This window comes from Planomonospora parontospora, assembly GCA_014647935.1.
Taxonomy (GTDB): domain Bacteria; phylum Actinomycetota; class Actinomycetes; order Streptosporangiales; family Streptosporangiaceae; genus Planomonospora; species Planomonospora parontospora.
The window spans coordinates 1-24,202 of the sequence record BMQD01000033.1 but is presented as its reverse complement, the minus strand read 5'-3'; the positions used below and the strand labels follow the sequence as shown (position 1 = coordinate 24,202).

Annotated in this window: 23 protein-coding genes; 7 read left to right on the top strand and 16 right to left on the bottom strand. The window is 73.3% G+C overall.

The window, feature by feature from the left end:
• Positions 1-9: 9 nt before the first annotated feature.
• The 5 genes from IEZ07_RS31530 to IEZ07_RS31510 are packed head-to-tail and all read right to left on the bottom strand — an operon-like array spanning position 10 to position 3,169.
• On the bottom strand, positions 10-372 hold the full coding sequence (locus IEZ07_RS31530; protein ID WP_068903974.1) for a response regulator: 363 nt from the start codon (positions 370-372) through the stop codon (positions 10-12).
• Between the two features lie 5 nt (positions 373-377).
• Entirely contained in the window at positions 378-851 is a 474-nt protein-coding gene (locus IEZ07_RS31525) for a chemotaxis protein CheX (RefSeq protein ID WP_068903972.1), read from the bottom strand.
• A complete protein-coding gene (locus IEZ07_RS31520; protein WP_196470351.1) occupies positions 851-1,246 on the bottom strand; it encodes a response regulator in 396 nt (131 codons plus the stop codon). The genes IEZ07_RS31525 and IEZ07_RS31520 overlap by 1 nt, the downstream gene beginning before the upstream one ends.
• Positions 1,243-2,085, bottom strand: coding sequence for a CheR family methyltransferase (locus IEZ07_RS31515; RefSeq protein WP_191898142.1), 843 nt, complete (start codon positions 2,083-2,085; stop codon positions 1,243-1,245). The genes IEZ07_RS31520 and IEZ07_RS31515 overlap by 4 nt, the downstream gene beginning before the upstream one ends.
• A 4-nt stretch (positions 2,086-2,089) precedes the next feature.
• Positions 2,090-3,169, bottom strand: coding sequence for a protein-glutamate methylesterase/protein-glutamine glutaminase (locus tag IEZ07_RS31510; RefSeq protein WP_191898141.1), 1,080 nt, complete (start codon positions 3,167-3,169; stop codon positions 2,090-2,092).
• 215 nt (positions 3,170-3,384) lie between these two features.
• Between IEZ07_RS31510 and IEZ07_RS31505 the strand changes: the two genes are divergently transcribed.
• Positions 3,385-4,593: a sensor histidine kinase gene (locus tag IEZ07_RS31505; RefSeq protein ID WP_191898140.1), complete on the top strand. Its 1,209-nt coding sequence runs from the start codon at positions 3,385-3,387 to the stop codon at positions 4,591-4,593.
• Here the strand turns inward: IEZ07_RS31505 and IEZ07_RS31500 are convergent.
• The 4 genes from IEZ07_RS31500 to gsmA all read right to left on the bottom strand — a co-directional run bounded on the left by IEZ07_RS31500 (position 4,530) and on the right by gsmA (position 12,650).
• Positions 4,530-5,936 (bottom strand): MFS transporter, encoded by a 1,407-nt coding sequence (locus tag IEZ07_RS31500; protein WP_204054766.1) that lies wholly within the window; start codon positions 5,934-5,936, stop codon positions 4,530-4,532. The two genes, IEZ07_RS31505 and IEZ07_RS31500, sit on opposite strands and share 64 nt — an antisense overlap.
• A 329-nt stretch (positions 5,937-6,265) precedes the next feature.
• Positions 6,266-8,710: a putative bifunctional diguanylate cyclase/phosphodiesterase gene (locus IEZ07_RS31495; RefSeq protein WP_191898139.1), complete on the bottom strand. Its 2,445-nt coding sequence runs from the start codon at positions 8,708-8,710 to the stop codon at positions 6,266-6,268.
• A 170-nt stretch (positions 8,711-8,880) separates the two neighbouring features.
• Positions 8,881-11,334: a putative bifunctional diguanylate cyclase/phosphodiesterase gene (locus IEZ07_RS31490; RefSeq protein ID WP_191898138.1), complete on the bottom strand. Its 2,454-nt coding sequence runs from the start codon at positions 11,332-11,334 to the stop codon at positions 8,881-8,883.
• 164 nt (positions 11,335-11,498) lie between these two features.
• Positions 11,499-12,650 (bottom strand): sporangiospore maturation cell wall hydrolase GsmA, encoded by a 1,152-nt coding sequence (gene gsmA, locus IEZ07_RS31485; RefSeq protein WP_191898137.1) that lies wholly within the window; start codon positions 12,648-12,650, stop codon positions 11,499-11,501.
• Between the two features lie 209 nt (positions 12,651-12,859).
• On the opposite strand from gsmA, the gene IEZ07_RS31480 reads away from it, so the two are divergent.
• Both IEZ07_RS31480 and IEZ07_RS31475 read left to right on the top strand, forming a co-directional pair.
• Positions 12,860-14,002 (top strand): sensor histidine kinase, encoded by a 1,143-nt coding sequence (locus IEZ07_RS31480; protein WP_191898136.1) that lies wholly within the window; start codon positions 12,860-12,862, stop codon positions 14,000-14,002.
• Entirely contained in the window at positions 13,999-14,718 is a 720-nt protein-coding gene (locus IEZ07_RS31475) for a response regulator transcription factor (protein WP_068903954.1), read from the top strand. Before IEZ07_RS31480 ends, IEZ07_RS31475 begins: the two co-directional genes overlap by 4 nt.
• Before the next feature lie 84 nt (positions 14,719-14,802).
• Here IEZ07_RS31475 and IEZ07_RS31470 read toward each other — a convergent pair whose 3' ends face one another.
• A complete protein-coding gene (locus IEZ07_RS31470) occupies positions 14,803-15,213 on the bottom strand; it encodes a transcriptional regulator (RefSeq protein WP_191898135.1) in 411 nt (136 codons plus the stop codon).
• Positions 15,210-15,443, bottom strand: a complete 234-nt coding sequence (locus IEZ07_RS31465) for a hypothetical protein (protein ID WP_191898134.1) — start codon at positions 15,441-15,443, stop codon at positions 15,210-15,212. The genes IEZ07_RS31470 and IEZ07_RS31465 overlap by 4 nt, the downstream gene beginning before the upstream one ends.
• A 250-nt stretch (positions 15,444-15,693) precedes the next feature.
• On the opposite strand from IEZ07_RS31465, the gene IEZ07_RS31460 reads away from it, so the two are divergent.
• Positions 15,694-16,659 carry a matrixin family metalloprotease gene (locus IEZ07_RS31460; RefSeq protein WP_191898133.1) on the top strand — a complete coding sequence of 322 codons (966 nt, stop codon included), beginning with the start codon at positions 15,694-15,696 and terminating at the stop codon, positions 16,657-16,659.
• Between the two features lie 90 nt (positions 16,660-16,749).
• Here IEZ07_RS31460 and IEZ07_RS31455 read toward each other — a convergent pair whose 3' ends face one another.
• From IEZ07_RS31455 to IEZ07_RS31435, 5 genes are read right to left on the bottom strand one after another with little or no spacing between them, the layout of a single operon-like run.
• Positions 16,750-18,861: an ATP-binding protein gene (locus IEZ07_RS31455; protein WP_191898132.1), complete on the bottom strand. Its 2,112-nt coding sequence runs from the start codon at positions 18,859-18,861 to the stop codon at positions 16,750-16,752.
• Positions 18,858-20,366 carry a glycosyltransferase family 2 protein gene (locus tag IEZ07_RS31450; protein WP_204054791.1) on the bottom strand — a complete coding sequence of 503 codons (1,509 nt, stop codon included), beginning with the start codon at positions 20,364-20,366 and terminating at the stop codon, positions 18,858-18,860. Before IEZ07_RS31450 ends, IEZ07_RS31455 begins: the two co-directional genes overlap by 4 nt.
• Positions 20,363-21,457, bottom strand: coding sequence for a HEAT repeat domain-containing protein (locus IEZ07_RS31445; RefSeq protein WP_191898131.1), 1,095 nt, complete (start codon positions 21,455-21,457; stop codon positions 20,363-20,365). Before IEZ07_RS31445 ends, IEZ07_RS31450 begins: the two co-directional genes overlap by 4 nt.
• The gene (locus IEZ07_RS31440; RefSeq protein WP_068903944.1) at positions 21,454-21,828 is read right to left on the bottom strand and encodes a response regulator transcription factor; all 375 of its coding nucleotides are present in this window, start codon (positions 21,826-21,828) and stop codon (positions 21,454-21,456) included. Before IEZ07_RS31440 ends, IEZ07_RS31445 begins: the two co-directional genes overlap by 4 nt.
• Before the next feature lie 4 nt (positions 21,829-21,832).
• Positions 21,833-22,192 carry a response regulator gene (locus IEZ07_RS31435; protein ID WP_191898130.1) on the bottom strand — a complete coding sequence of 120 codons (360 nt, stop codon included), beginning with the start codon at positions 22,190-22,192 and terminating at the stop codon, positions 21,833-21,835.
• A gap of 299 nt (positions 22,193-22,491) precedes the next feature.
• On the opposite strand from IEZ07_RS31435, the gene IEZ07_RS31430 reads away from it, so the two are divergent.
• From IEZ07_RS31430 to IEZ07_RS31420, 3 genes are all read left to right on the top strand, one after another.
• A complete protein-coding gene (locus IEZ07_RS31430; protein ID WP_191898129.1) occupies positions 22,492-22,686 on the top strand; it encodes a hypothetical protein in 195 nt (64 codons plus the stop codon).
• A 13-nt stretch (positions 22,687-22,699) separates the two neighbouring features.
• On the top strand, positions 22,700-23,191 hold the full coding sequence (locus IEZ07_RS31425; protein WP_239321308.1) for an ATP-binding protein: 492 nt from the start codon (positions 22,700-22,702) through the stop codon (positions 23,189-23,191).
• 111 nt (positions 23,192-23,302) lie between these two features.
• A partial coding sequence (locus IEZ07_RS31420) for a HAMP domain-containing protein (RefSeq protein WP_191898128.1) occupies positions 23,303-24,202 on the top strand: 900 nt, incomplete at its 3' end.

Genomic DNA, 24,202 nt, shown 5'->3' with positions numbered 1-24,202 from the left:
GAAGGGCCTCTACCCCAGGATCGGGCCGAGTACGTCGGCGAACGTCTCCGCGGTGAACGGCTTGGTGATGAGGAACAGCGCCCCTGCCTGCTCGGCCATCTGCTTCATCTCGTCGGTGCCCTCCGAGGTGACGAAGCCGAACGGCACGTTCACGCCGCCCGCGCGCAGCGCGCGCAGCACCTCGATGCCCGTCATCTCGGGCATGTTCCAGTCCGACAGGACCAGGTCGGGCTTCTCGGAGATCGTCAGGTCGTGGGCCTGGCGCCCGTCGGCCGCCTCCACGAGGTCGTGGCCGCTGAAGCCCGCCTGGCGGAGGGTGCGCGTGACGATCTGACGCATCACGCGGCTGTCATCGGCGATGAGGATCTTCATGGTGCCTAGGCTCCTTCCCCGGCGGACTTGCTGGTCCACACGCTGATCGCGATCTTCTCGTCCTGCCAGCTGCCCTGCAGGCGGCAGACCTCCACCGCCGCGGGCCAGCGGGTGTTGCCCGCGGACTCCCCCGTCACCACGTGCGGCAGGGAGAGCAGGGACCCGTCGGGCAGCAGGCTCTTGACGTTCCCCCCGATGACGTTGACCAGCTCGCCGACGGCGTCGGCGATGTCGTCCGGAGTGACCTCGTCGTCCCCCATGCCGAGCAGGGCCGCGCTGGACAGCTCGGCGGCCCGCTCGGAGAAGGTCATGACGACGTGCCCCTCCCAGGCGCCCGTCACCGAGACGGCCGCGATCACGTGGGGTGACGGCGGGGCGTCGGGCGACGGGAGGAAGGGATTGACCCCCTCGGGGTCGAGATAGGACAGCCAGACCTGCTCGGTGATGGCGTGCAGGTCGTCGGTGGTCGGAGCGCTCATTACACGATTCCACTCGGTACGAGGCCCAGCAGGGCCAGCTTCTCGGCGATGGCCTCAGGCGTGAACGGCTTGATGACGTACTCGTGCGCCCCGGCCGCGAGCGCCCGGACGATCTGCCCGTGCTCGCTCTCCGTGGTCACCATCATCAGCGTCATCTGCCGGTACCGCTCCTGCGAGCGGACCGCCGTGACGAACTCCAGTCCGTTCATCACCGGCATGTTCCAGTCGATGAGCGCCACCTGCGGCATCGGATCCACCGTCTCCAGCAGATCAAGTGCTTCCTTTCCGTTTCCGGCCTCGTGTACCTCGAAGCCCAGCTGCGTGACGATGCGACGCAGAATGAGCCTCATCGCCCGGCTGTCATCGATGATCATTGCCGTGGGCACGATGATCACCCCTTCCTTGTCGCGCCGACCGGCGCAGTCGTGGCGGCGCGCGGCCGGTAGGCCGACGCGCGTCCGGCGACGACGCGTTCGAACCCGTCGTCGATGCCGATGGTGGTTTCGGCGGCGCCGAGGAACAGCCAGCCGTCCGGGCGCATCAGGCTGCGGATCCGCCGCAGCACCGAGCGCTTGGTCTCGAGGTCGAAGTAGATCAGGACGTTGCGCAGGAACACCACGTCGAAGGGGGCCATCTGCGGCAGCGGCGCCGCCAGGTTCACCTTCTGGAAGGAGATGTTGCGGCGCAGCGCCTCGGCCACCTGCCACTCCGTGCCGACCCGGTCGAAGTACCGCACCAGCATGGGCACGGGCAGCCCGCGGTTGACCTCCAGCTGGCTGTAGCGGCCGGCCTTGGCCCGCTCGATCATCTCCGTGGAGATGTCCGTCGCGATGATCTCGTACTTGCCGGCCCGTACGGACTCCTCCAGCAGCATGGCCAGGCTGTACGGCTCCTGCCCGCTGGAGCAGGCGGCCGACCAGATCCGCAGCTTGTGCTGGGGACCGCGCCGCTCCGCCAGGTCCGGGACCACGCTGTCGGTGAACGCGGTGAACGGCTCGCGGTCGCGCAGCCACGAGGTCTCGTTGGTGGTCAGGGCGTCGACGATCTGGTCGGCGAGCACGCGCTCGCGCTGCGCCCGCGCGACGAACTCCGACACCGAGACGGTGCCCGTCCGCCTGGCGAGCGGCAGCAGCCGCGCCTCCACCAGGTATTCCTTGCCCGATTCGAGGACGATCGCCGCCTCGCGCCGGACGAGCCCGCTCACGAAGGCGAACTCATGTTGGGTCAGAGCCATCGGGTCATCCTCGGGACCTGGCCATGCGGCCGCCGGCCACACGACTGATTAGATGCTGGGAAATCTCGTGCAGGGGAAGGATCGAATGGGCCAGGCCTGCTCCGGCCACCGCGCCGGGCATCCCCCAGACGACCGAGGTCGCCTCGTCCTGGGCGACGATCTCCGCGCCCTTGGAGACCAGGGCCTCGCTGCCGCGCTTGCCGTCCTGGCCCATGCCCGTCAGGATCAGGCCCAGGGTCGAGCCTCCGTACGCCTTGGCGACGGAGCGGAACAGGACGTCCACGGCCGGGCGGCAGAAGTTCTCCGGTGGCCCCTGCTGCAGGTGGGTGACGACCCCGGCGCCGCGCCGCGCCACCTCGAGGTGGTAGTCGCCCGGGGCGATGTAGACCGTCCCCGGCGTGAGCGTCATCTCGCCTTGGGCCTCGACGACCTTCAGCGGGGAGGAGCGGTCGAGCCGCTCGGCGAACATCTTGGTGAAGACCTGCGGCATGTGCTGCACCACGACGACCGGCACGGGGAACGTCGCGGGAAGCGCGTTGACCACCTTCGCCAGGGCGTCGGGCCCGCCGGTGGAGCAGCCCACGGCGACGATGTCGGGCGTGCCGGCACCGGCGCCGGCCGCGGTGCGGGGAGGCGGCGGCGCGAGGCGCGGAGCCGGTCTGACCGCTCCGCGCGGCGTGCCCGTCCTGCAGAGGGCGTGGATGCGCGGAATGATCTGCTCGCGCACGCTCTTGATGGACTCCGAGACGCTGCCGACGTTGGCCGGCTTCGTCACGTAGTCGCTGGCGCCCGATGCCAGGGCCTCCAGGGTGGCCGACGCCCCGACCGAGGTCAGCGTGCTGAACATGATGACCGGGAGCCGGGGGTGGACCTTCCGGATCTCCTTGATCGTGGTCAGTCCGTCCATGACCGGCATCTCGATGTCGAGCGTGACGATGTCCGGCTTCAACATGTCGATCTTGGAGAGGGCGACCTTGCCGTTGGGTGCGGTGCCCACCACCTGGATGCCGGGATCCGCGCTCAGCGCGTCGACGATCAGGCGCCGGACGACGACCGAGTCGTCGACCACGAGAACCGATACCACGCGAGGCCTCCTGTGTAAGAAGCGGGACACGTCTCACCGCCCGCCCGTCGGGTCTCCTATCGACAGGCGGGGCAATGGGCTGAGGATTCACCGTGCTTCCTCGGCACCGGATACGGCCGCTCCGGGGCCACCTCCTCTTCGGTGACGTTCTGGTAGCGAGATACTACGAATAGTTATCATCCGAGGTGGCCGGGGCGCGAGGCGGGGGCGTTGCGATGCGGGCGAGGTCCCTGTGGGGGTCCCTGTGGGGCGAGGGGCCCGAGGTCGCCGCGCGCCAGGCCGCCCTGCTGTACGCGCTGGCCGGGACCCTGGTCCTGGTGCTGGCCGTGACGGGGCTGTTCGCCCGGACCGGCACCTCCTCCAGGGCGACCACGCTGCTCACGATCGCCGCCGCCGACCTGGTCTGCGCGGCGCTCGCCTGGTTCCTGCCCTGGGCCCGGTTCGGGCCCCGCTCGCCGTCCGTGCTCTGCGTGCCCGCGCTGGTGATCCAGGCCTGGGCCACCTGGACGTTCGCCGGGTTCGTCGCCGGGACGGGGCCCTTCCTGATGCTGCTGTTCGCCTGGGCGGGGCTGCACCTGCCGGTCCGGGCCGTGCTGGCGCTGGCGGTCCCGGCGACCCTGTCCTACCTGATGCCGCTGCTCGCCGCCGACAGCGGGCCCGCGGCGGTCTACAGCACCGTGCTGCTCATCCCGGCGGTCGTGGCGGTGGGCGCGATCATCTCCCGGCAGGCCGCGCACCAGCGCCGGGCCAACGACCGGTTGCGGCGGGCCGAGCAGTGGCGCGCCGCCCTGACCTCGACCCTGGCCCACGACGTCCGCTCCCCGCTGACCTCGGTGCGGTTCGCCCTGGAGTCCGTCCGCGACGAGACCGGCGATCTGCCGCCGGAGGAACGGCGGGCGCTCGTCGCCGTGGCGCTGCGGCAGGCGGCCAGGATCCGGCGGCTGGCCGACGGGCTGCTGGACGCCGACCGGGTCGACTCCGAGGGGGGCCTCCGGCTCGACCTGCGGCGGATCCCGCTGCGCGAGACGGTCCAGGAGGTCGTGGACGACCTCGGCAGGCCGGTCGAGGTGGACGTCGGCGAGGACCTGACCGTGCCGGCCGACCCGCAGCGGCTGGAGCAGGTCCTGCTCAACCTGCTCGCCAACGCGGTCCGCCACGGCGCACCGCCGGTGGTGGTGAGCGCCGAGCGGGCCGGGGGAACGGTCCTCGTCCACGTGCGCGACCACGGCTCCGGGGTTCCCCCGCAGCGGCGGGACGCGCTGTTCTCCCGGTTCGGCGCCACCGGCGACGACCCGCAGTCGGTCGGTCTCGGCCTGTGGATCACCCGCGAGCTGGCCCGCGCGCACGGCGGGGACGTGCGCTACACCGACACGGGGGAGGGCGCGTGCTTCACCGTCGTCCTGCCCTCGGGCGGCCCGCCCTGAAGGTCCTGCGGCGGCCGCGGTGCTCCCCGGCGTCCGGGAGCCGGCGCCTCCGCCGCCCCCCGGCCCTCGAGCACGCGGGCCGGCGCCGCCGGGATCCCCCGGCGACCGAGCGCACGGGCCGCCGCCGGGATCCCCCGGTGGCCGAGCGCACGGGCCAGCGCCACGGCGGCGAGGACCGTCACCACCGAGGTGACCACGCCCGCCAGGACGAGGGCCGCCCGCGGGCCCGCGGTGTCGCTGAGCATCCCCAGCAGCGGGCCGCCGACCGCGCCGGAGGCCGCCCCGACCATCGACTGCGCGGCCAGCACGCGGCCCCGCATCTGCGCGGCGGTGCCGAGCTGCGCGCGGGTGCTGACCGTGGTGTCGAGGACCACCGCGCCGGCCGCGATCGGCAGCAGCACGACCGCGAAGGAGAGCAGGCCCGGCATGACGCCGCTGAACGCCTGCCCCACGCTGGTGAGGCCCGCGGCGGCGAACAGGATCGGGAACGTCAGCCGCGGCCGCGACGCCGCGTACAGGCCGCCGACGACGGCGCCGGCGGCGAAGACCACCGACAGGATCCCGTACCCGGCGGCGCCCGCGCCCAGCGGGCCGTTGCTCATCGCGGCCATGGTGACCTGGTAGTTGCGGCCCAGGGCGCCCAGCACGAAGGCCATGCCGAGCAGGACGAGCAGCCACCGGGTGCCCCCGATGTAGCGCAGCCCGGCTGCGATCCCGGCCTCCTGCGCCTCGGCGCGCGGCAGGGGGTGCAGCTCACCGCGGCGCATGGCGGCGATCGCCGCCATCACCACCGCGAAGCTCAGCGCGTTGAGCGCGAAGAGGGCGCCGGTGCCGACGACGGGGATGAGGACGCCGGCGGCGCCCATGCCGAGGATGCGCCCGCCGGAGCTGATCACCGAGCCCAGGGCCAGGGCGTTGGGCAGGTCGTCGGGGCCGACCACCTCCGCGCCGAAGCGCCCCAGGGCGGGGCCGTCCAGGGCGGAGACCACGCCCCCGAGGAGCGCGACCGCGTAGACGGGCCACACGCCGTCCGCGCCGCCGAGGGCGATCCCGGCCAGCACCGCGGCGAGCAGCCCGTGCAGGGCCTGGGTGGTCAGCAGCAGCGGCCGCGCGGGCAGGCGGTCGGCCAGGGAGCCTCCGGCGAAGGCGAGCAGCACGGTGGGCAGCGACTGCAGGAAGAGGCCGAACCCCAGGCTGGTGGCCGAACCCGTGATGGACAGCAGCAGCCAGTTGACGCCCAGCACCTGCATCCAGGTCCCGGCGACCGACAGGAAGTCCGCACCCGCCCACAGGCGGTAGTTCCGGTGCCGCAGGGCACGCAGCATTTCTGGGGTTCGGGGCACGGTGACGCTTCCTCGGTCGGATCCTCGCGGAGAGAGGGCTCGTCGCACGCGCCCCGCCGTGATGGGGCGGGGCGGCCCTGGGCGCGGTGGCGCGGTGCCGTACGGCACCGCGCCCCGGATCCGGAGCGGTCCGTCCTCCGCAGAGCCGATCGGCAGGCGGGGACGGACCCTGAGTAGCTGAAAGGTTGCGGCGTCAACCATTGACGGGCCGCGTCCCGGCGGGGACGCGGCCCGTCAGCCGACCGGGATACGGCGCGTCAGCCGGCCGGGTACGCGGCTCCTCGACCGGCCGGGCGCGCGCCCCGTCGGCCGGTCGGTCGTGCGGCTCCTCAACCGGCCAGCAGGCCGCCGACGCGGCCGGGCCGGTCGAGGCCGGTGCCGCCGGCCAGGAGGCGGTCCAGGTCGTGCGCCGGCAGGGGCTTGCTGAACAGGTAGCCCTGGCCCAGCGGGCAGCGCATGTCGCGCAGGAACTCCTCCTGCTCGGCGGTCTCCACCTTCTCCGCCACGGCGGGCAGGTCCAGGCTCTCGCACAGGCCGATGATCGCCCGGGTCAGGGCGTGCCGCTGGCGGGAGGCGGTGTCGGTGCCGGCCTCGTACCCGGTGAAGGCACCGTCGATCTTGACCACGTCGACCGGGAGGTGCTGCAGGTAGGCCAGGGAGGAGTAGCCGGTGCCGAAGTCGTCGATGGCGACCCGCACGCCGTAGGTGCGCAGCTCCGACAGGAATTCGATCACCCGGGCGGTCTCCTGCTGGCCGGTGGCCAGCAGCGCCGTCTCGGTGATCTCCAGGATGAGCGCCTCGCCGGGCAGCCCGCTGTCGGCCAGGGCGTCCAGCACCGTGGCGACGAACCCGGGGCGGTGCAGCTGGTGCCCGGAGACGTTGACGTTGACGGCGATGCCGTACCGCTCGTGCCAGCGGCGGGCGTCGAAGCAGGCGCGGCGGAGCACCTGCACCCCGATCGGCACGATCAGGCCGGTCTCCTCGGCGGTCGGGATGAACGCGTCCGGCGGCACGACCCCCTCGGGGGAGTGCCAGCGCAGCAGCGCCTCCACGGCGTGCACCTCACCGGTCCGCAGATCCACGACCGGCTGGTAGTTCAGGACGAACTCGTCCTCCTCCAGGGCCCGGCGCAGCCCCTCGGCGATGCGGGCCCGGTCGAGCCGCTCCACGCGCAGGCCCGGGTGGAACACGCTGATCTGGTTCTTGCCGGCCGCCTTGGCGGCGTACAGCGCCAGGTCGGCGTCACGCAGGGCCTCCTGCGCGTCGGCGGACTCGGCGATCATGTACAGGCCGACGCTGGTGGTCACGTGCAGGGCGTACCCGCCCACGGTGAAGACCTCGGCGACCGCCTCCACCACGCGCTCGGCGATCTCCCCGGCCTCGGCCGCGGTGACGTCCTCCAGCAGGACGGCGAACTCGTCGCCGCCCAGCCGGGCGAGCGTGTCGGCCTCCCGCACGATCTCCCGGAGCCGGCGCCCGGCCTGGACGAGCAACTGGTCGCCGACCGGGTGACCGTAACCGTCGTTGACGTGCTGGAACCCGTCCAGGTCCAGCAGCAGCAGGGCGTGCCGGGCCGACGCCGAGCGCCGGGCGGTGGCCTGCTCCAGCCGGTCGTTGAACAGCGCCCGGTTGGCCAGCCCGGTCAGCGGGTCGTGCATCGCCCGGTGGCTGATCAGCTCCTGCAGCGCGCTCTGCTCCGCCGCCGCGCGCGACAGCTCCGCGGCCTGCTCGTCCAGCAGGATCGCGCGCCGCTGCGCTGCGCTGGTGCCCACGACCAGCCGGATGATCAGGAAGGCGGACAGGCAGGTCAGCAGCGCCAGCGGGACCGCGATGTCGGCGCGGGTCAGCGTCACCGGGCCGGGCCCGAGGCCGATGAGGAAGGAGACCGGTCCCGCGCAGGCGATGCTCAGGAAGACGCCGCCCCGCATGACGGTGAGGGCGTTGCTGGGCAGGGCGTCCTGGGCGCCGGTCATCGACGGGTGCAGCGCGGCCGTGCCCATGAGGACGAGCCAGAGCAGCCAGGCCGCGCTCCCCACGACCTCGGCGCCGGAGCCGTCCAGGAGCGAGATGCCGGGGTTCCCGTCGCCCACCAGCGTCGTGGTGTACACCGCGTCGGCGACGAGCAGGGCGGTGAACCCCTGGCTGAGCAGCACGTAGGAGACGCTCTGGTTGCCGTAGCGGAACCAGAGCCGGGCCCCCATGAAGACGACGACCATGTCCAGGCCCAGGTAGAGCAGGGCCGTCAGGTGGTCGGCCTCGCGCAGGCTCCCGACACCGAGGTACGGATTGAAGATCAGCGTCCAGTACAGGAACGCGATCCCCACCACGATGACCACCGCGTCCAGCGTCACCCCGCCGTTCCCGGCCCGGACCGGGCCGCGCTGCAACCGGCCCAGGCCGAGCGCGATCAGCGGGTACATCGGCACGTAGAGCAGGTCGACCCAGCGGGGGACCGCGCCGGCGTCGCCGGCGGCCACGTACCAGCCGGTCCACAGCAGGTCGGCCGCCGCCCAGACCCCCACCCCCGCCGTCATCAGCCACCAGGCCGGGGCCGCGGGCGGGCGGTGCCGCCGGATCCCGGCGACCATCGCCGCGACCGCGGCGAGCGGGACGGCCTCCCACAGCAGCTCGCCCACCCAGCCCGGCGTGACGACCACGACCGCGACCGCCAGGCAGCCGAGCAGGGCGAAGAGCAGCCAGGAGGGGGGACGGAGGAGTCCCCGTCCCCGCCGGTGGCGCGTGACGCGCCTCGGGGAGGAGGCGTCTGGCTGCATCGTCTTCTCCTGGCGTGCGACGGTGGGACGGGCGGAGCCGGGGGTGCCGGGCGGGGCGTTCCGGAGAGAGGCCCTTCCCCCATCGGTACGCGCGCGGGTGATCTGAGCTCCTCGAGGGGATCGTCTTACGCCCGCCGTACGGCAGGCGGTGTAAGGCGTACGGCGGGCGGTCAGCCGGCGAGGCGCCCGCCGCCGACCGGGTCCGCGGCGCTCCCGGCGCCCTCGGAGCTTCCGGAGCCCTCGGTGTCGGCCCCGGTGCCGCCGGCCAGGAACCGGTCCAGCGTGGCCGCCGGCACGGGCTTGCTGAACAGGTAGCCCTGGCCCAGCGGGCAGCGCATGTCGCGCAGGAACTCCTCCTGCTCGGCGGTCTCCACCTTCTCCGCCACGGCGGGCAGGTCCAGGCTCTCGCACAGGCCCAGGATCGCCCGGGTGAAGGCGTGCCGCTGGCGGGAGGCGGCGTCGGTGCCGGAGGTGAGCGTGGTGAAGGCGCCGTCGATCTTGACCACGTCGACCGGGAGGCGGTGCAGGTAGGCCAGGGAGGAGTAGCCGGTGCCGAAGTCGTCGATGGCGACCCGCACGCCGTGGCCGCGCAGCTGGAACAGGTACTCGACGGCCTGGTCGCTCCGCTGCATCCCGGTGTCCAGCAGCGCCGTCTCGGTGATCTCCAGGATGAGCGCCTCGCCGGGCAGCCCGCTGTCGGCCAGGGCGTCCAGCACCGTGGCGACGAAGTCAGGCCGGCGCAGCTGGACCGCCGAGACGTTGACGTTGACGGCGATGCCGTACCGCTCGTGCCAGCGGCGGGCGTCGAAGCAGGCGCGGCGGAGCACCTGCACCCCGATCGGCACGATCAGGCCGGTCTCCTCGGCGGTCGGGATGAACGCGTCCGGCGGCACGACCCCCTCGGGGGTCCGCCAGCGCAGCAGCGCCTCCACGGCGTGGACGCCGCCGGTCTCGAGGTTCACCACCGGCTGGTAGTCGACGGAGAAGGCGTCCTGCTCGAGCGCCCGGCGCAGCCCCTCGGCGATGCGGGCCCGGTCGAGCCGCTCCACGCGCAGGCCCGGGTGGAACACGCTGATCTGGTTCTTGCCGGCCGCCTTGGCGGCGTACAGCGCCAGGTCGGCGTCGCGCAGCACGTCGGCGGCCGGGACCGACTCTGCGATCATGTACAGGCCGACGCTGGTGGTCACGTGCAGGGCGTATTCGCCCACCCGGTAGGCCTCCGCGACGACGTCGACGACGCGCTCGGCGATCTCCCCGGCCTCGGCCGCGGTGACGTCCTCCAGCAGGACGGCGAACTCGTCGCCGCCCAGCCGGGCGAGCGTGTCGGCCTCCCGGAGGGTCTCCCGCAGGCGGCGCCCGGCCTGGACGAGCAACTGGTCGCCGACCGGGTGACCGTAACCGTCGTTGACGTGCTTGAACCCGTCCAGGTCCAGCAGCAGCAGGGCGTGCCGGGCCGACGGGGCGCGGCGCGCGGTGGCCTGCTCCAGCCGGTCGTTGAACAGCGCCCGGTTGGCCAGCCCGGTCAACGGGTCGTGCATCGCCCGGTGGCTGATCAGCTCCTGCAGCGCGTTCTGCTCCTCCAGCGCGCGCGACAGCTCCGCGGCCTGCTTGTCCAGCAGGATCGCGCGCCGCTGCGCCGCGCGCGCGTTGGTGATCAGCCGGATGATCAGGAATCCCATCAGGGCGGCGAAGATGACCAGCGGCGCCGCGAAGTCGAGGGGGTCCATCGGCGCGCCGGCCGGGACGGTGACGACGAGGGAGAAGGGCCCCGCGCAGGCCATCACCAGGAAGGCGACGCCCCGTGCGACCGTCAGGTGGCCGTCGGAGGCGGTCCGGCGCCCGTCGGCCGCGGACGGGTGCAGCGCCGCCGTGCCCATGAGGACGAACCAGAGCAGCCACCCCCCGTTCCCCAGGAGGTCGTAGTCCCAGCCCTGGCCGGCCTGCAGGTCGAGGGCGTACAGCACGTCGTTGGCGAACATCCCGGCGAAGCCCAGGGCGAGCATCGCGTAGGACCGGTTGCGCAGGCCGTGGGTGAACCAGAGCCGCATGACCATGAACTGCACGAACAGGTCGGCGGCCGGGTAGGTGGCCGCCATGAGGATGTTCCGGTCCGACGGGTCGTGGATGCCCCCGTAGGGGTTGAAGGCCACCGTCCAGTACACGAAGGCCAGCCCCAGCAGGATCACCATGGCGTCGAGCGTCACGCCGCCGTCCCTGGAGCGGATCGCGTTACCCGGCAGCCTGCCCAGCCCGGCGAAGAACAGCGGATACGACAGGAGGTAGGCCACCTCCAGCCAGATCGGGGCCAGGTGGCCGACGCCGCCGATCGTCAGGAACCAGCCGGTCCACAGCAGGTCCGCGCCCACCCAGGCGGCCAGTCCCGCGGCCAGCAGCCGCCACGCCGCCGGAGCGGCCGGGCGGCGCAGGCGCGTCCCGGCGACCATCGCGATCACCGCGGCGGCCGAGACGACCGACCGGACGGCCACGTCGTCGGCCTCACCGGGCAGCAGAACGCTCACCGCGCTCACCAGGAGGCCTCCCACGAGGAAGAGCAGCCACAGGGGCGGCCGGGCCGTCCTCCGGCCGCGGGTGACGTGCCTCGTGGGGGAGGCGTCTGGCTGCATCGTCTTCTCCTGGGGCGGGGCGGCGGGCGGCTGCGGCGGTGCGGTCCGGTCGCGGGGCGGTGGACCGGCCGGCCGGCCGGCGATCGTGGCGGTGCGGGCCGGGGGCGCGCACGAGGCCGGTCAGCGGTCGTAGCGGTACAGGTCGTAGGCGCGCGCGAGACCGGTCAGCGGTCGTAGCGGTACAGGTCGTGGGCGCCCATGAGGCCGATCAGCTTGCCGGGGTAGGCCGGGTCGGTGGCGTAACCGGCCTTCGCGATCTCCTGGGCGAACCGGTCGGGGTTCCGCGAGTGGGCGAACGCGGCCCGGTAGCGGCTGTTGGAGGCGAGGAAGTCGCCGTGGTCGGCGAACGAGTCCGCCGCCGTGCGGTACGTCCGGAAGGACGCCGTGGTCTTCCCGCAGCCGCCGGATCCGCACTCGGTGGTCGGGTAGTCGCGGCAGCCCTCCGCGCGGCCGGCGGGGCCGCCGAAGCACTTGATGCCGAAGTAGTTGCGGTCCCTGGTGGACAGCTTGCTGCGGCCCCAGCCCGACTCCAGGATCGCCTGGGCCAGGGTCACCGAGGCGGGCACGCCGGTCGCCCGCATGCTCTGCCGGGCGGCGGGACCGACCTGGCGGATGAACTCCGCCGGGGTGCCGGGGACGACGGCCGGAGCGGGGGCGGCGCCGGCGGCGGGAGCCGCCGCGACCGGGGCGGGAGCGGGGGACGGGGAGGGGACCGGAGCGGGGGACGGGGAGGGGGCCATGGCGGGGGAGGGCGCAGGGACCGCGGCCTGGGCGGGGGCCGCGGCGGGGACCGGGGCCGGTACGGGGACCCCGGCGGCCGGGAGCGCCGGCGCGCACCGGCCGACGGGCGCGGGGCGCACGACGTGGGCGTCGGGGACGTAGCCGCCCCCGTCCACGCGCAGCCACGAGCCGGTGGTCCTGACCGTGCCGCGGGTCCACTCCCCGGGGACGCGGCACTCGACGGGGAAGCGGGCGCCGTCGGCGATGCCGCGCAGCGAGGAGGCGGCGGCGGAGGGTTCGCTCCGTACGGCGAGCGCGGGGCCGCCGGTGCGCGCCTCGACCATGAGGGTGCCGGCGGGAGCGGCGGACCCGGTCGGCGTCGCGGCGGGCGCGGGGGTGGCGGCGGCCGGGGCGGTCTCGGCGGAGAGGAAGCCGATCTCGGTCACGGCGGGCCTGACGGGGGCCGGCGGCAACCCGGAGGGGGCGGCGTGAGCCGTGCCGCTGAGCGGCCCGACACCCGTGACCAGGCATGACAGTGCTGCGGCACCGGTGATGAGCGCTCGGCTCAGCCTGCGTCGCGAGGTCGGCTCCAACATAGGACCGACGGTCGGAGACGCGGGATGCGCCTTCGGGTGCGCGCCGGGTGCAGGTCCGTTGCCGACGGTGCCGGACCGCCCGCCCCGTCCGGATCAAACCTCCGTCGCGACCAGCCGAGCAGGGTTGATAACGTTCTGTTTGGGATGAATTGCTATTAGTGACGAATCCCTGGGCTCTTGGGGAGGGCCCGACTGCCGAGGGGGGACACGTGGGGGGCAGCATGCTGAACAGCGGTGGTCGTCTCGATCACGCGGCTTCGCACCCGGCGGACGACGCGTCCGGCACCGTGGACGACGTGGACGACGTGGACGACGTGGCCGCCGTGGACACCACCCGGGCGATCCTCGGTCTCCTCGACGAGCGGCTGCGCGGTTCCGACGACGCCGGCGGGGCGAACGCGGACGCCACGCTGCTCGCCGGGATCCGGAGCGTGCCCGGTGTGCTGAGCGCCGAGCTGCGGCCGGCCGACGCCACCCCGCCGGCGGACGGGGAGCGCCTGTGGCCCGCGGGGCCCGGCCGGATGCTCGCCGTGACGCTGGCGGCGGGGTTCGAGGACCACGGCGTCCCCGAGGCGCTCTCCTGCCTGGCCGCCACGCTGGACGCCTCCTGGCGCCGGGACGCCGAGACCCGCTCCGGCGGCCCCTCCGACGCGGCGACGCTCGCCGCCGCGAAGACGGAGTTCATCTCCACCGTCGTCCACGACCTGGCCACCCCGATCACGCCGATCCTCGCCTACGCGGGCCTGCTCGCCGACCCCGAGACCGGGCCGCTCACCGGCGACCAGAGCGAGTTCGTGAAGGTCATCGAACGCAACGCCATGCGGCTGTCGGAGCTCCTCAACGACCTGCCGCTGCTGGCCGACCCCGCCACGACCGAGCCGGAGCTGCGGCCCGAGCGGATCGACCCGATGGAGATGGTCCGCGACATCGTCGCCCAGTTCCGCCCCGGCGCCCTGCACGCCGGCGTCTCCCTGCGCTACCACGCCCGGCCGGGCCCGGCGCTGAGCTGCAACACCGTCCGCGTCCGCCGCATGCTCGACATCCTGCTGACGGCGGCGATCACCCGGGCGGGCCCCGGGGACGCGGTCGAGGTCGAGCTCCGGCCCACGGTCGACGGATGGCGGGTCGAGATCGGCTGCGTCGCCGCGGACGGGGAGGCGAGCCTCACCGACCAGGCCGGCCGGGGCGAGGACCCGGCGGGGGAGAAGGCGTGGCCGAGGCTCGGCATGGCCCGCGCGATCGCCGGCATGCACGGCGGCACGCTGCAGCTCATCGAGAACGGGACGAGACGGTCAGAGGTGAGAGTGGAACTTCCATGGGAGCCCGTCCGCGACCGGCGGGAGGAACGATGAGCCGCCTCCTGGTCGTCGAGGACGACGCCGACACGCTCACCGCCATCCAGGTGCTCCTGGGCCACGGCGGGCACGAGGTGATCCCCGCGACGGACGGCCGCAGCGGCCTGCGCCTGCTGCACCAGCACAAGCCGGACGCCCTGATCCTCGACATCGGCCTGCCCATCATGGACGGCTGGCAGGTCCTGGAGCGGGTCCGGGACATCAGCGACCTGCCGATCCTGATCCTCACCGGCCGCGGCCAGGAGCGGGAGAAGGTGCGGGGCCTGCGCGCCGGGGCCGACGACTACCTGGTCAAGCCGTTCTCCCGGGCCGAGCTCACCGCCCGCGTCGAGGCGCTGCTGCGCCGCGCCGGCACGGCCTCCTGGGCCGAGGACGTCTACGACGACGGGGTCATCCGGGTGGAGCCGGCGACCCGGACGGTCTTCGTCGAGAACCAGGAGATCCACCTGACCCCGACCGAGTTCCGCCTGCTCAACACCCTCGTACGGCACGCCGGCAACGTGCTGAGCTCCTCCCAGCTGCTCTCCCTGGTCTGGGACGACCCCACGGGGCTCAGCCCGGAGCGGGTGAAGTTCGCCATCCTGCGCCTGCGCCGCCGCCTCAACCCCGACACCTCCAACTCGTCCATCGAGGCGGTCCGCGGCGTCGGCTACCGCTACCGCCCCCCGGCTCAGCACCAGAACGGCAAGGACACCCTCTCGGTCCGCCGCTGACCCGACCGTGTCCGGGCCGGGCGGGCCCGGACACGCCGGGACGGACCGTGGCGGGACGAATGAGGTCAGCGGCGGACCGGCTCGTCAGGCATCGACGTGCCGCTTCGGGCGCTCGTCGAGCAGCTTCCCCACCGCCTGGTGACTCACTCCGAGCAGGGCGCCGATCTCCCTGTGGGCGTATCCGCGCTCTCTGAGACGCCGGGCCGTGGAACGGGTGCGCACGGTCGCCTCGTCCCGCAGGCGGTCGGCGTCACGGCGGACCTGACGCGTGCTGATCAGCTCGTCGGCCAGCGACTCGTCGTCGGGAGTTATCTCGATATCGCCCACATCTCCGGCCTCCACGTCCAAGTGCAGAGCCAGCAGGTCGCGGACCATGTGTTCAGCCCTGTCCAGGCGGCGGGCCTGGGTGTAAGCCGGACGGTGGAGGCCGGGCCCCTCGACGGTCAGCGCCCACCAGCCGCCGGACCTCTGCGCGGTAACGCGGTATGCGTTCACTCGCCCTCCCCCTCCGGCTTCGCCGCCTCATCGAGCATCTCCTCCCAGGAGCGGAGGACGCTCCTGGCGGTCAGCTCGTTGATCTCGTTATGCCGCGGCACGATGACCGCCTCACCTCCGACATACCACTTGTCGTGGGCGGCGCCGTTCACATCAGGCGTCTTGGAGAACTCGAAGCCGAACTTCTTCGCCAGGCGCGCCATTCGGTTGAGGAGGTCATTGCGCTTCACCACTCTAGGCAACCGCCTTGCCATGTTCAAGGTAACCAGGTTGCCACATTATGGCGATCAATGGCATTTCAGTCGTTGACGTCCGTCCCACCCGGTCGCAGACAGGGGTCGGAAACCCAAAAATCGTGCGTTCTGCTCATATTTGACCTCTTCCTGTCGATCGTTCGGCGAGGAGCGCCGTACCGGCCGTTCCCGTCCCGACCGGCGGCCTTCCCCCGCGCGGCGGGCCGAACGCGTCAGGAGTCCCCAGGTGAGAGGTCGCCCCGGCCAGGTGATGCCGGCGGTGTTCGCCCTGGCCACAGCCTTCGTCGTGCTCGTGGTGTCGGTGCTGTCCACCGTGGCCGAGTTGCGCCCCCGCGCGGCGGCGCCCGCGCCCGGAACCGGGCCGGCGGCGACGGAGGCTCCGGCCGCCGGGACCGCGCCGGAGGACGCGCCCGGCGACGAGCCGGACGGGCTCGACGGGCTCGACGGGCTCCAGGTGACCATGGACGTGCTGTACGCCGGGCGACCGGCCGCCGAGGCGACCGGCGGGTCTACCGCGGAGACGGCCGACGAGGCGGTCCCGGGCGGCGGCGTCCCGAGCGCGGCCAAGGCGTCGCGGGCCGCCGCCTCCACTTCCCGCGCCCAGTGCCGCGACACCGCGTACGCCCTGGCCGGATGGCGCGTCAAGGGGACCGCCGGCTGGTACTACAACTCCTCCGGCGCGCCCTCCGCGGTCTCCCGCACGGCCCTGTCGGCGATCGCCTCGGCGGCCCGCTCCCTGGTCGGCGCGAGCAACCAGTGCGGCCTGCCCGCCCCGTTCAAGGCGGGCCAGAAGTACCTCGGCGCCACGAAGCGGACGGCCGCCGTCTCCACCTCCTCGCGCACGTCATGCGGGACGGAGGACGGCCACAGCGTCGTCGCCTGGAAGCGGCTCGGCTCCACCGCGCTCGCGGTCACCTGCACGTGGACGCGTTCCGGCCAGGTCGTCTCCTCCGACATCGTGATCAACACCAGGTACCGATGGCACACCAGCCGGCCGAGCCGCTGCACCTCCTCCTTCGACCTGGCCTCGGTGCTGACCCACGAGTGGGGCCACGCGTTCGGGCTCACCCACGTGTCGCCGTCGAAGCACGGCACCCAGGTCATGGCCTCGACGATCCCCGCGTGCTCCTCGGTGCGGACCCTGGGCGCGGGCGACCACCGAGCCATGCGCAGGCTGTACGGCGTGCGCTGACCGCCCGTACGGCAGGCCGCCCGCCGTACACGCGAGGCGGTGCGCCGGTGTCCGCGCAGGACGGCCAGCCCGCCGTACGCGGGAAGGCTGTCAGGCCCCCTCGCCCGCCTCGGCGGGCTCACCGGAGGCCCCACCGGCCCCGGCCCCGGCCCCGCCGCTCCCGTCGCCGCTCCCGTCGCCCTCGGCGGCGAGTTTGGCGGTGCACGTCTGGATCCGCATCGTCACCGTGGTGCCCTCCCCCTCCCGCGACTGCAGGTCGAAGGTGCCCGAGTGGTTGGCGACGATGCTGCGCACGATGGACAGCCCCAGCCCCGTGCCGGGGATCGACAGCTCGGTGGCGTTGGAGGCGCGGAAGAAGCGGGTGGACAGCCGCTGCATCTCGTCCGCCGGGATGCCGATGCCGGTGTCGGAGACCCGCACCACCCCGTAGCCGTCCTCCAGGGTGACCAGCACCTCCACCCGCCCGCCCGCCCGGGTGAACTTGACGGCGTTGGACAGCAGGTTGACCATGGCGCGGTCGAGCTGGTTCGGGTCCCCGTCGATCATGAGCGAGCCGGTGGGGCAGTCCATTTCCAGCTCGACCGCGGCCTTGGCCGCGGCGGGCCGCATGGAGGTGACCGCGCCCTCCACGACGGCGCACAGGTCCGTGCGCTGCTTGACGGTGCGGAAGGCGCCCGACTCGATGCGCGACAGGGTCAGCAGGTCCTCGATGAGCAGCCGCAGCCGGGTGGTGTTGCGCTCGATGGCGTCGAGCATGCGGTCCTGGGCGGGGTTGATGTCCCCGGCGTCCTCGTCTCGCAGGATCTCCAGGTAGCCGGCGATGCTGGTCAGCGGCGAGCGCAGCTCGTGCGAGACGGTGGACATGAAGTCGGTCTTGGCCGCGTCCAGCGCGCGCAGCTCCTCCACCAGCTCCCGCTCGCGGCCGTACAGACGGGCCTGGTCCAGGCCGCGCCCCAGGTCGGTCCCGACGCTCTTGACCGCCTCGATCTCCTCGGTCTGCCACGGCCCGCGGGAGTTGTCCCGGGTGAGCAGGATCGTGCCGAGCAGCTGACCGCCCGCGCCGAAGGGCACGAAGAGGTACTGCCGGTCGCCGAGCAGCCGCAGCGCCCGGACGGCCGTCTCGGGCACGTAGGAGGGCGGGTCCAGGGTGGACCCGCTGGAGGCCGCGCCCTGCAGGTAGAGCCGCTCGGCCTGCTCGGAGGGGACGGGCAGCAGCGCGGTGCCCTGGTCGACGAGCCGGCCGCCCGCCCACTCCAGCTCGGCGGGGCCGATCGTGCCGTCCCGGACGAGCTGGATGAACACCTGGTCGGCGGGGAGCCGGGCGCCCAGCAGCGACGCCGCCTCGCGGACCACCGCGTCGGCGTCGAGGGTCTGGCGGATGCGGGCGGCGGTCTCGTAGGCCACCTCGGCCAGGCGGGCGCGCTCCCGCTCCGCGCGGCGCAGCCGGTCGCTCTCCTCGGCGAGCAGGTTGATGGCCGAGCCCAGCTGGCGGATCTCGGTCGGCCCCCCCACGTCGGGCACCCGGGTCTCGTGCTCCCCGGCGGTCAGCCGCCGGAGGGTCTCGCCCATGGCGCCCAGCGGCGGCACCAGCGCCCGGTAGGTGCGCACGGCGACGAGCAGGGCCAGCACCACGGCGGCGAGCGCGAAGACGACCACCCCGGCCAGGCCCCAGAGGCGCTCGCGCATGCTCTCCTCGTACAGGGCCTCGGTCCGGCGCCCCAGGTGGGTCTCCAGCGCGTCGCCGGCCCTCAGGATCGCCTCGTAGCGCACCCGGCTGCCCTCGGCGTACTCCGGGACCTCCGGATCGCCCGGCCGCAGCCGCTCGGCCTGGGACGCGTAGGAGAACCAGTCGACGACCTTGCGCTCCAGGTCGCCGACCAGCCTGCGCTCCTCGGACTGGTCGGCCTGCGTGACCAGGGCGTCCAGGAACGGCTGGTAGGAATTCCTGGCCTGCAGGTAGGTGGTCTTGGGCTGCTCGAAGAGCAGGTAGTTGCGCAGCCCCCGGGTGGCGTCGCCCATGGTCGAGCGGAGCTTGAAGTTGTTCAGCCGGAGCGGGACGTTGTACTCGACGAGCCGGTCCAGGGCGGCGCCGTGCCGCTGCGACTCGACCGCCGCGACGATCCCGGACAGCAGGACCAGGGAGACGAGCACCGCGAAGGTGTGGCGCAGGGCGGTCCCCACACTGCGGTTCAGCCACTTCATCGCTTTCTTCCTCCCGCGGGCCCGCCCTGGGCGGAGAACCCCTCCCGCGTCATTACCCCCCACACCTGCTGTGTACGGCGCAGCGCCGCAAAGATCCCCTGCACCCCCCACCAGGCGTTGAACTGGCGGTATCCGAGGTTCTCGGCCAGCGCGGCCAGCGCGGCGGCGCCCAGGTCCCGCCAGCGGGTGTAGCGGTGGAAGGCGTACTCCTCCACGGCCAGCGCCACGAAGGCGACCAGCAGCGAGTAGCCGTACGAGGCGAGCATGACGACGACGGCGAAGGGGATGTCCACGGCGCCGACCAGCACGCCGAGCGGGACCAGGACCAGGCCGCTCAGGCTCACCAGCGGCGCGCAGAGCTCGAAGACCACGTAGTACGGCAGGGCCAGCAGCCCGATCCGGCCGTAGCGGGGGTTGCCGAACATCCTCCGGTGCTTCCACGCCAGCTCGGCCAGCCCGCGCGACCAGCGGCGCCGCTGCCGGGCCAGCACCGCGAGCGAGGACGGCGCCTCGGTCCAGGAGACCGGCTCGGAGACGAACACGATCCGGTAGTCGCGGCCGCGGTCCCTCATGTACCGGTGCAGCCGCGTGACGAGCTCGGCGTCCTCGCCGATCGAGTCGGGGTCCAGCCCGCCGATCTCGACGACGACGTCGCGCCGGAACAGGCCGAACGCCCCGGAGATGATCAGCAGGCCGCCGAGCCGCGACCAGCCGGTGCGGCCCAGCAGGAAGGCCCGCAGGTACTCGATCACCTGGATGCGGACCAGCCAGGAGCGCGGCATGCGCACCTTGGTGACCCGCCCGGCGACCACCTCGCAGCCGTTGGCGATCCGGATCACCCCGCCGGTGGCGACGACGCGCAGCGGGTCGTCGGCGAAGGGCTTGGCCACCGAGAGCAGGGACCCGGGATCCAGCAGGGAGTCGGCGTCGACCATGCAGACCAGCGGGTGCTGGGCGAAGTTGATGCCCACGTTGAGCGCGTCGGCCCGGCCGCTGTTGGCCTTGCGGACCACCAGCAGGGACGTCGAGCCGGTGGCGGGGACGTGGGTGGACAGCACCCGGCCGCGCGTCGGGATGTCGTCGGGCAGCACCCGCTCCACCTCGACCAGGTCGTACTCCTCGCGCAGCCGCTCGAACGTGCCGTCGCGGGAGCCGTCGTCGACCACGACGATCTCGAAGTTCGGGTAGCGCAGCGAGAGCATCGCGCGCACGGCCTCCACGATGCCCGCCTCCTCGTTGTACGCGGGCATGATCACGGTGATGGCCGGGTTGAGCGGGTTGGCGTAGATGTCGTCGTAGCCGGTGAAGGCGAGGCGCCGGTGGTAGTGGACGGAGTCCCAGGCCGCCAGCGCGATGAGCACCAGGTAGCTGGTGTTGACGCAGACGAAGTAGACCATCACCGCGCCGCTGCAGGCGGCCAGCAGCCACCGCACGCCGCCCGCGAGCGCGTCCAGGACGGCGGGCACGTCCGCTGCGCCCGAGGCGGCGAGCGCAGCCGCGCTCATGTCGCCGGAGCCGGCCTCGGCAGGCGCCCCTCGGCGAGGGCGAGTACGGCCAGGGCCTCCCGGGCGTGGCCGGCGGCCCGCACGCCCAGCGTCCCGTCGGCGACCTCGCGCAGCGCCGCCTCGGCCGGCGGGCCGAGGCGGGTCAGGGACATGGCGGCGTTGTGCGCGACCCGGTAGTGGTAGTCGGGCAGCAGCGCGCGCAGCGCCGGCACCGCGCCGGCGGCGCCGATGTCGCCCAGCGCGCCCGCCGCCTCCGCCCGTACCGCCTGCGGGTGGGCCAGCCCGGTGGCGTCGGTGAGGGCGGCCAGGCACGCCGGGGTGCCCAGCCGGCCGAGCGAGCGCGCGGCCCGCGTCCGCACGTCGACGGACGGGTCCACGGACAGGACGCGGACCAGCGCCGCGACCGAGCCGACGGAGCCGATGAGGCCGAGCACCTCCGCGGCGATGGCGCGGACCGCCGGATCGGAGTGCGAGAGCGCCCGGTCCAGCGCCGGCCGGGCGGCCGGCCCGATCCGGATCAGCGACTGGGCGACCAGGTCGAAGGGGACCCGGCCGCCGCCGGACAGGCACTCCAGGAGCGGCCCCGCCGCCTCGGGCGCGCCGACCTGCCCCAGGGCCCGTGCGGCGACGGCCCGCACCTCGGGGTTGCGGTCCGACAGCAGGCGGACCAGGGCGGGGACGGCCTCGGCGTGGTGCATGAGGCCCAGCACGTGCGCGGCGGCGGCCCGCCGTACCGCGCCGCGCCGGGTCAGGTCGCGCAGGGCGTCGCGGGCGATGCCGCGCTCCTCGAACAGGCGCACCAGCGCCGCGTGGGCGTGGCCGCTGACCTTGCCGAGCAGCGAGGTCGCGCTGGGCTGGACCGCCTTCCAGCGGCGCCGGTCCAGCGCGGCCAGCCGCCGCAGCGGCTCGTCGATGTCGGCGTCGCCGCCGGTGAGCTCCAGCAGGTGCGGGCGGGCCTCGGCGGCCAGCCGCGCGTCGCGCCGGTCCCGGCGGCGGCGCACGATCCGGCCGGTGACGATCACCGCCCCGAGCATGCTCACCGCGTACAGCAGCAGCGCCAGTGTGACGGAGACCAGGTCGGCCGTGCTCAAGCCCGCGTCCTGGTCAGGACGGACTGGACCCGCTCGGCCAGCACGCGCGGGCTGAACGGTTTGACGATGTAGTCGTCGGCGCCGGCGGTCAGCCCGTTCTCCACGTCGCTCTCCTGGGCGCGGGCGGTCAGGAGGATGATCGGCAGCTCCGCCGTCTGCGCGTCCCTGCGCAGTTCGCGGCAGACGTCGATGCCCGACATGCCGGGCATCATGACGTCCAGCAGGACGATGTCGGGGTCCTGCTCGTGGGCCATCCGCAGCGCGGACCGGCCGTCACCCACCGGGATGACGGTGTGGCCGCTCTGCTCCAGCTTGAAAACGACGAGGTCGCGGATGTCGGCGTCGTCCTCGGCGATGAGAATGGTGGCCATCGCGTCAGTTCACCTCCCATAGTGAGTCCACGGCTTTCTTGACGTCTGCGCGCCGGAACGGCTTGGGGAGTACGGCGTCGGCGTTGATGTCGAGGAGGTCCTCGGCGTCGAGGACCGACGTGACGACGATCCTGCAGTCGCGGGTGCGCGGGTCGCTCTGCAGGGTCCGGGCCACCTCCCTGCCGTCGACTCCGGGAAGGCGGATGTCGAGGACGACCAGATCCGGAGGATCGCTGACGGCCAGGAGCAGGCCGATCTCACCGCTCTCGGCGGTCCGGACCTGGCACCCCAGGCCGTTGAGGTGACGTTGCAGGAGATCGCGGACGTCCTCCTCGTCCTCGATCACAAGCACGCGAGGCTGCACCAGCGTCCACCACCCGATCTCTGCCCCCTGTCCGGGCGGTCGCACGCGGCCGCCCGGCACGAGGTGCGAACCGGACCCCCCTGTCCGGACACCTCATGTCGGAATGTTACCAACCGAATTCATTACGTGGTGATGGGCGGCCCGGTGGAGATCGCTCCCGAAAAGCACCCGACCGGCAACTTCAGTCGCTTCGTCTCCTGCCGAATGTCGGAGTGGTGACCCATCCCGTACGGGAGGCGGGAGAGCCGGCGCCAAGGGATTGGCGAAGAGATTTCTCAACGGATTGAGGAGACACGGCGATGCCGGACTTCGATGTGATCGTCCAGAAGGTCGATCCTCGCTGGATACGCGAGCTGCGCGTGTTCGCGCTGCAGTACGAGGAGGAGCGCCACCAGGTGCGCTCCTCGTGGATCCCCGCCTCGGTGGACGACGAGACGTGGTTCGAGCTGTATCTGACGGCGACCTCCGTGGAACAGGACATCGCGCTCATCTGACCGCGTGACGACCATGCCTGAGAACAACGATTCCGCCCGGGCCGCGCGGCCGCCCGGCGACACCGCCCCCACCGCCGTCGCGGACCCCCGCCCGGACGGCTCCTGCGCCATGACGCTCCTGATGCGCCGCCGCTTCGCGGGCCTGCCCGACCAGATACGGCAGGCCCGCCGGTTCGTGGCGCTGGCGGCCGCCGGCCGCGCCGCCACGGAGCAGGCCGTCCTGATGACCTCCGAGCTCGCCACCAACGCCGTCCAGCACACCCGCAGCGGCGCCGACGGCTTCTTCGAGGTCAGCGTCTACCTGCGCGGCGCCTTCCTGCGGGTGGAGGTCGCCGACGGCGGGAGCGCGCTGCCTCCCCGGGTGCGCCCGCTCGACCCCGAGGCCGAGCAGCTCCCCGGCGGGCGCGGCCTGGCCATCGTGGAGCTGTGCGCCACCCGCTGGGGCCAGTCCGGCGACGGCGGCCCGGGGCGCGTGGTCTGGTTCGAACTGCCCCAGGACGGCTGAGCCCAGCCGGGTGGCGGACCCGCGGCGGACTTCCGGAGCCCGCCGGAACCCGCCGGTCATCCCATCGCCGCCGGAGCGCGGCATCCATTCGATCGTGAGGAAGAACCCGCCATGTCGCGTGTGGACAATCTGGGGGTCGGCAGGCGACTCGGCCTGTCGTTCACCCTGGTCTCGCTGCTCATCGCCCTCTCCGTCGGCGTCGGCCAGTGGGCGCTGCACCGCCAGGCCGACCTCACCGTGCGGATGGACCGGCTGGAGCAGGTCGAGGACGACATCCAGACCTTCGCCTACCACGTCGCCGACCTCACCGGCTGGCAGGGCCTCGTGGCCGCCGACGCCGGCACCGCCATGGGCGGCAAGGCCGCCACCGCGGCCGACTCGATGAACCGCGAGGGGGAGCTCTACGCCAAGAAGTCCCTGTACGAGACCCTGGAGAACACCCGGGTCGAGTACCTGACCCCGGCCGAGCGGGCGCAGTTCGACAAGCTGGAGCCCGCCTGGGACCAGTTCTTCGTCGAGGACGACAAGGTCATGGCGCTGCTCGCCCAGGACACGGTCGAGAGCCGCACCGCCGCCATGGAGAACATCAACGGCGGTCCCGCCAGCGACGCGTGGGCCACCGGCCTCGAGATCACCCAGACCCTGCAGAAGTCGCTCAGCGACCGCATCGCCGCGCTGGAGAAGGAGGCCGCGCAGATCGACGGCACCAGTCAGAAGGTGCTGTGGGGCACGCTGGCGGCCGCGCTGCTGCTGGCCGCGGTGCTCAGCGTCCGGGTGACCCGCTCGGTGGTGCGCCCGCTGACCGTCGTGATGGACGCCCTGGCCCGGGTGGCCCGCGGCGACCTGACCGTCCGCCTGGGCATGACCCGCCGCGACGAGCTCGGCCGCCTCGGCCGCGCGCTGGACGACACCACCGAGTCCCTGCGCACCACCGTCTCCACCGTCGTCGCCCACAGCGACGCGCTGGCCGACTCCTCCGCACACCTGTCCCGGGTCTCCGAACGCATCGCC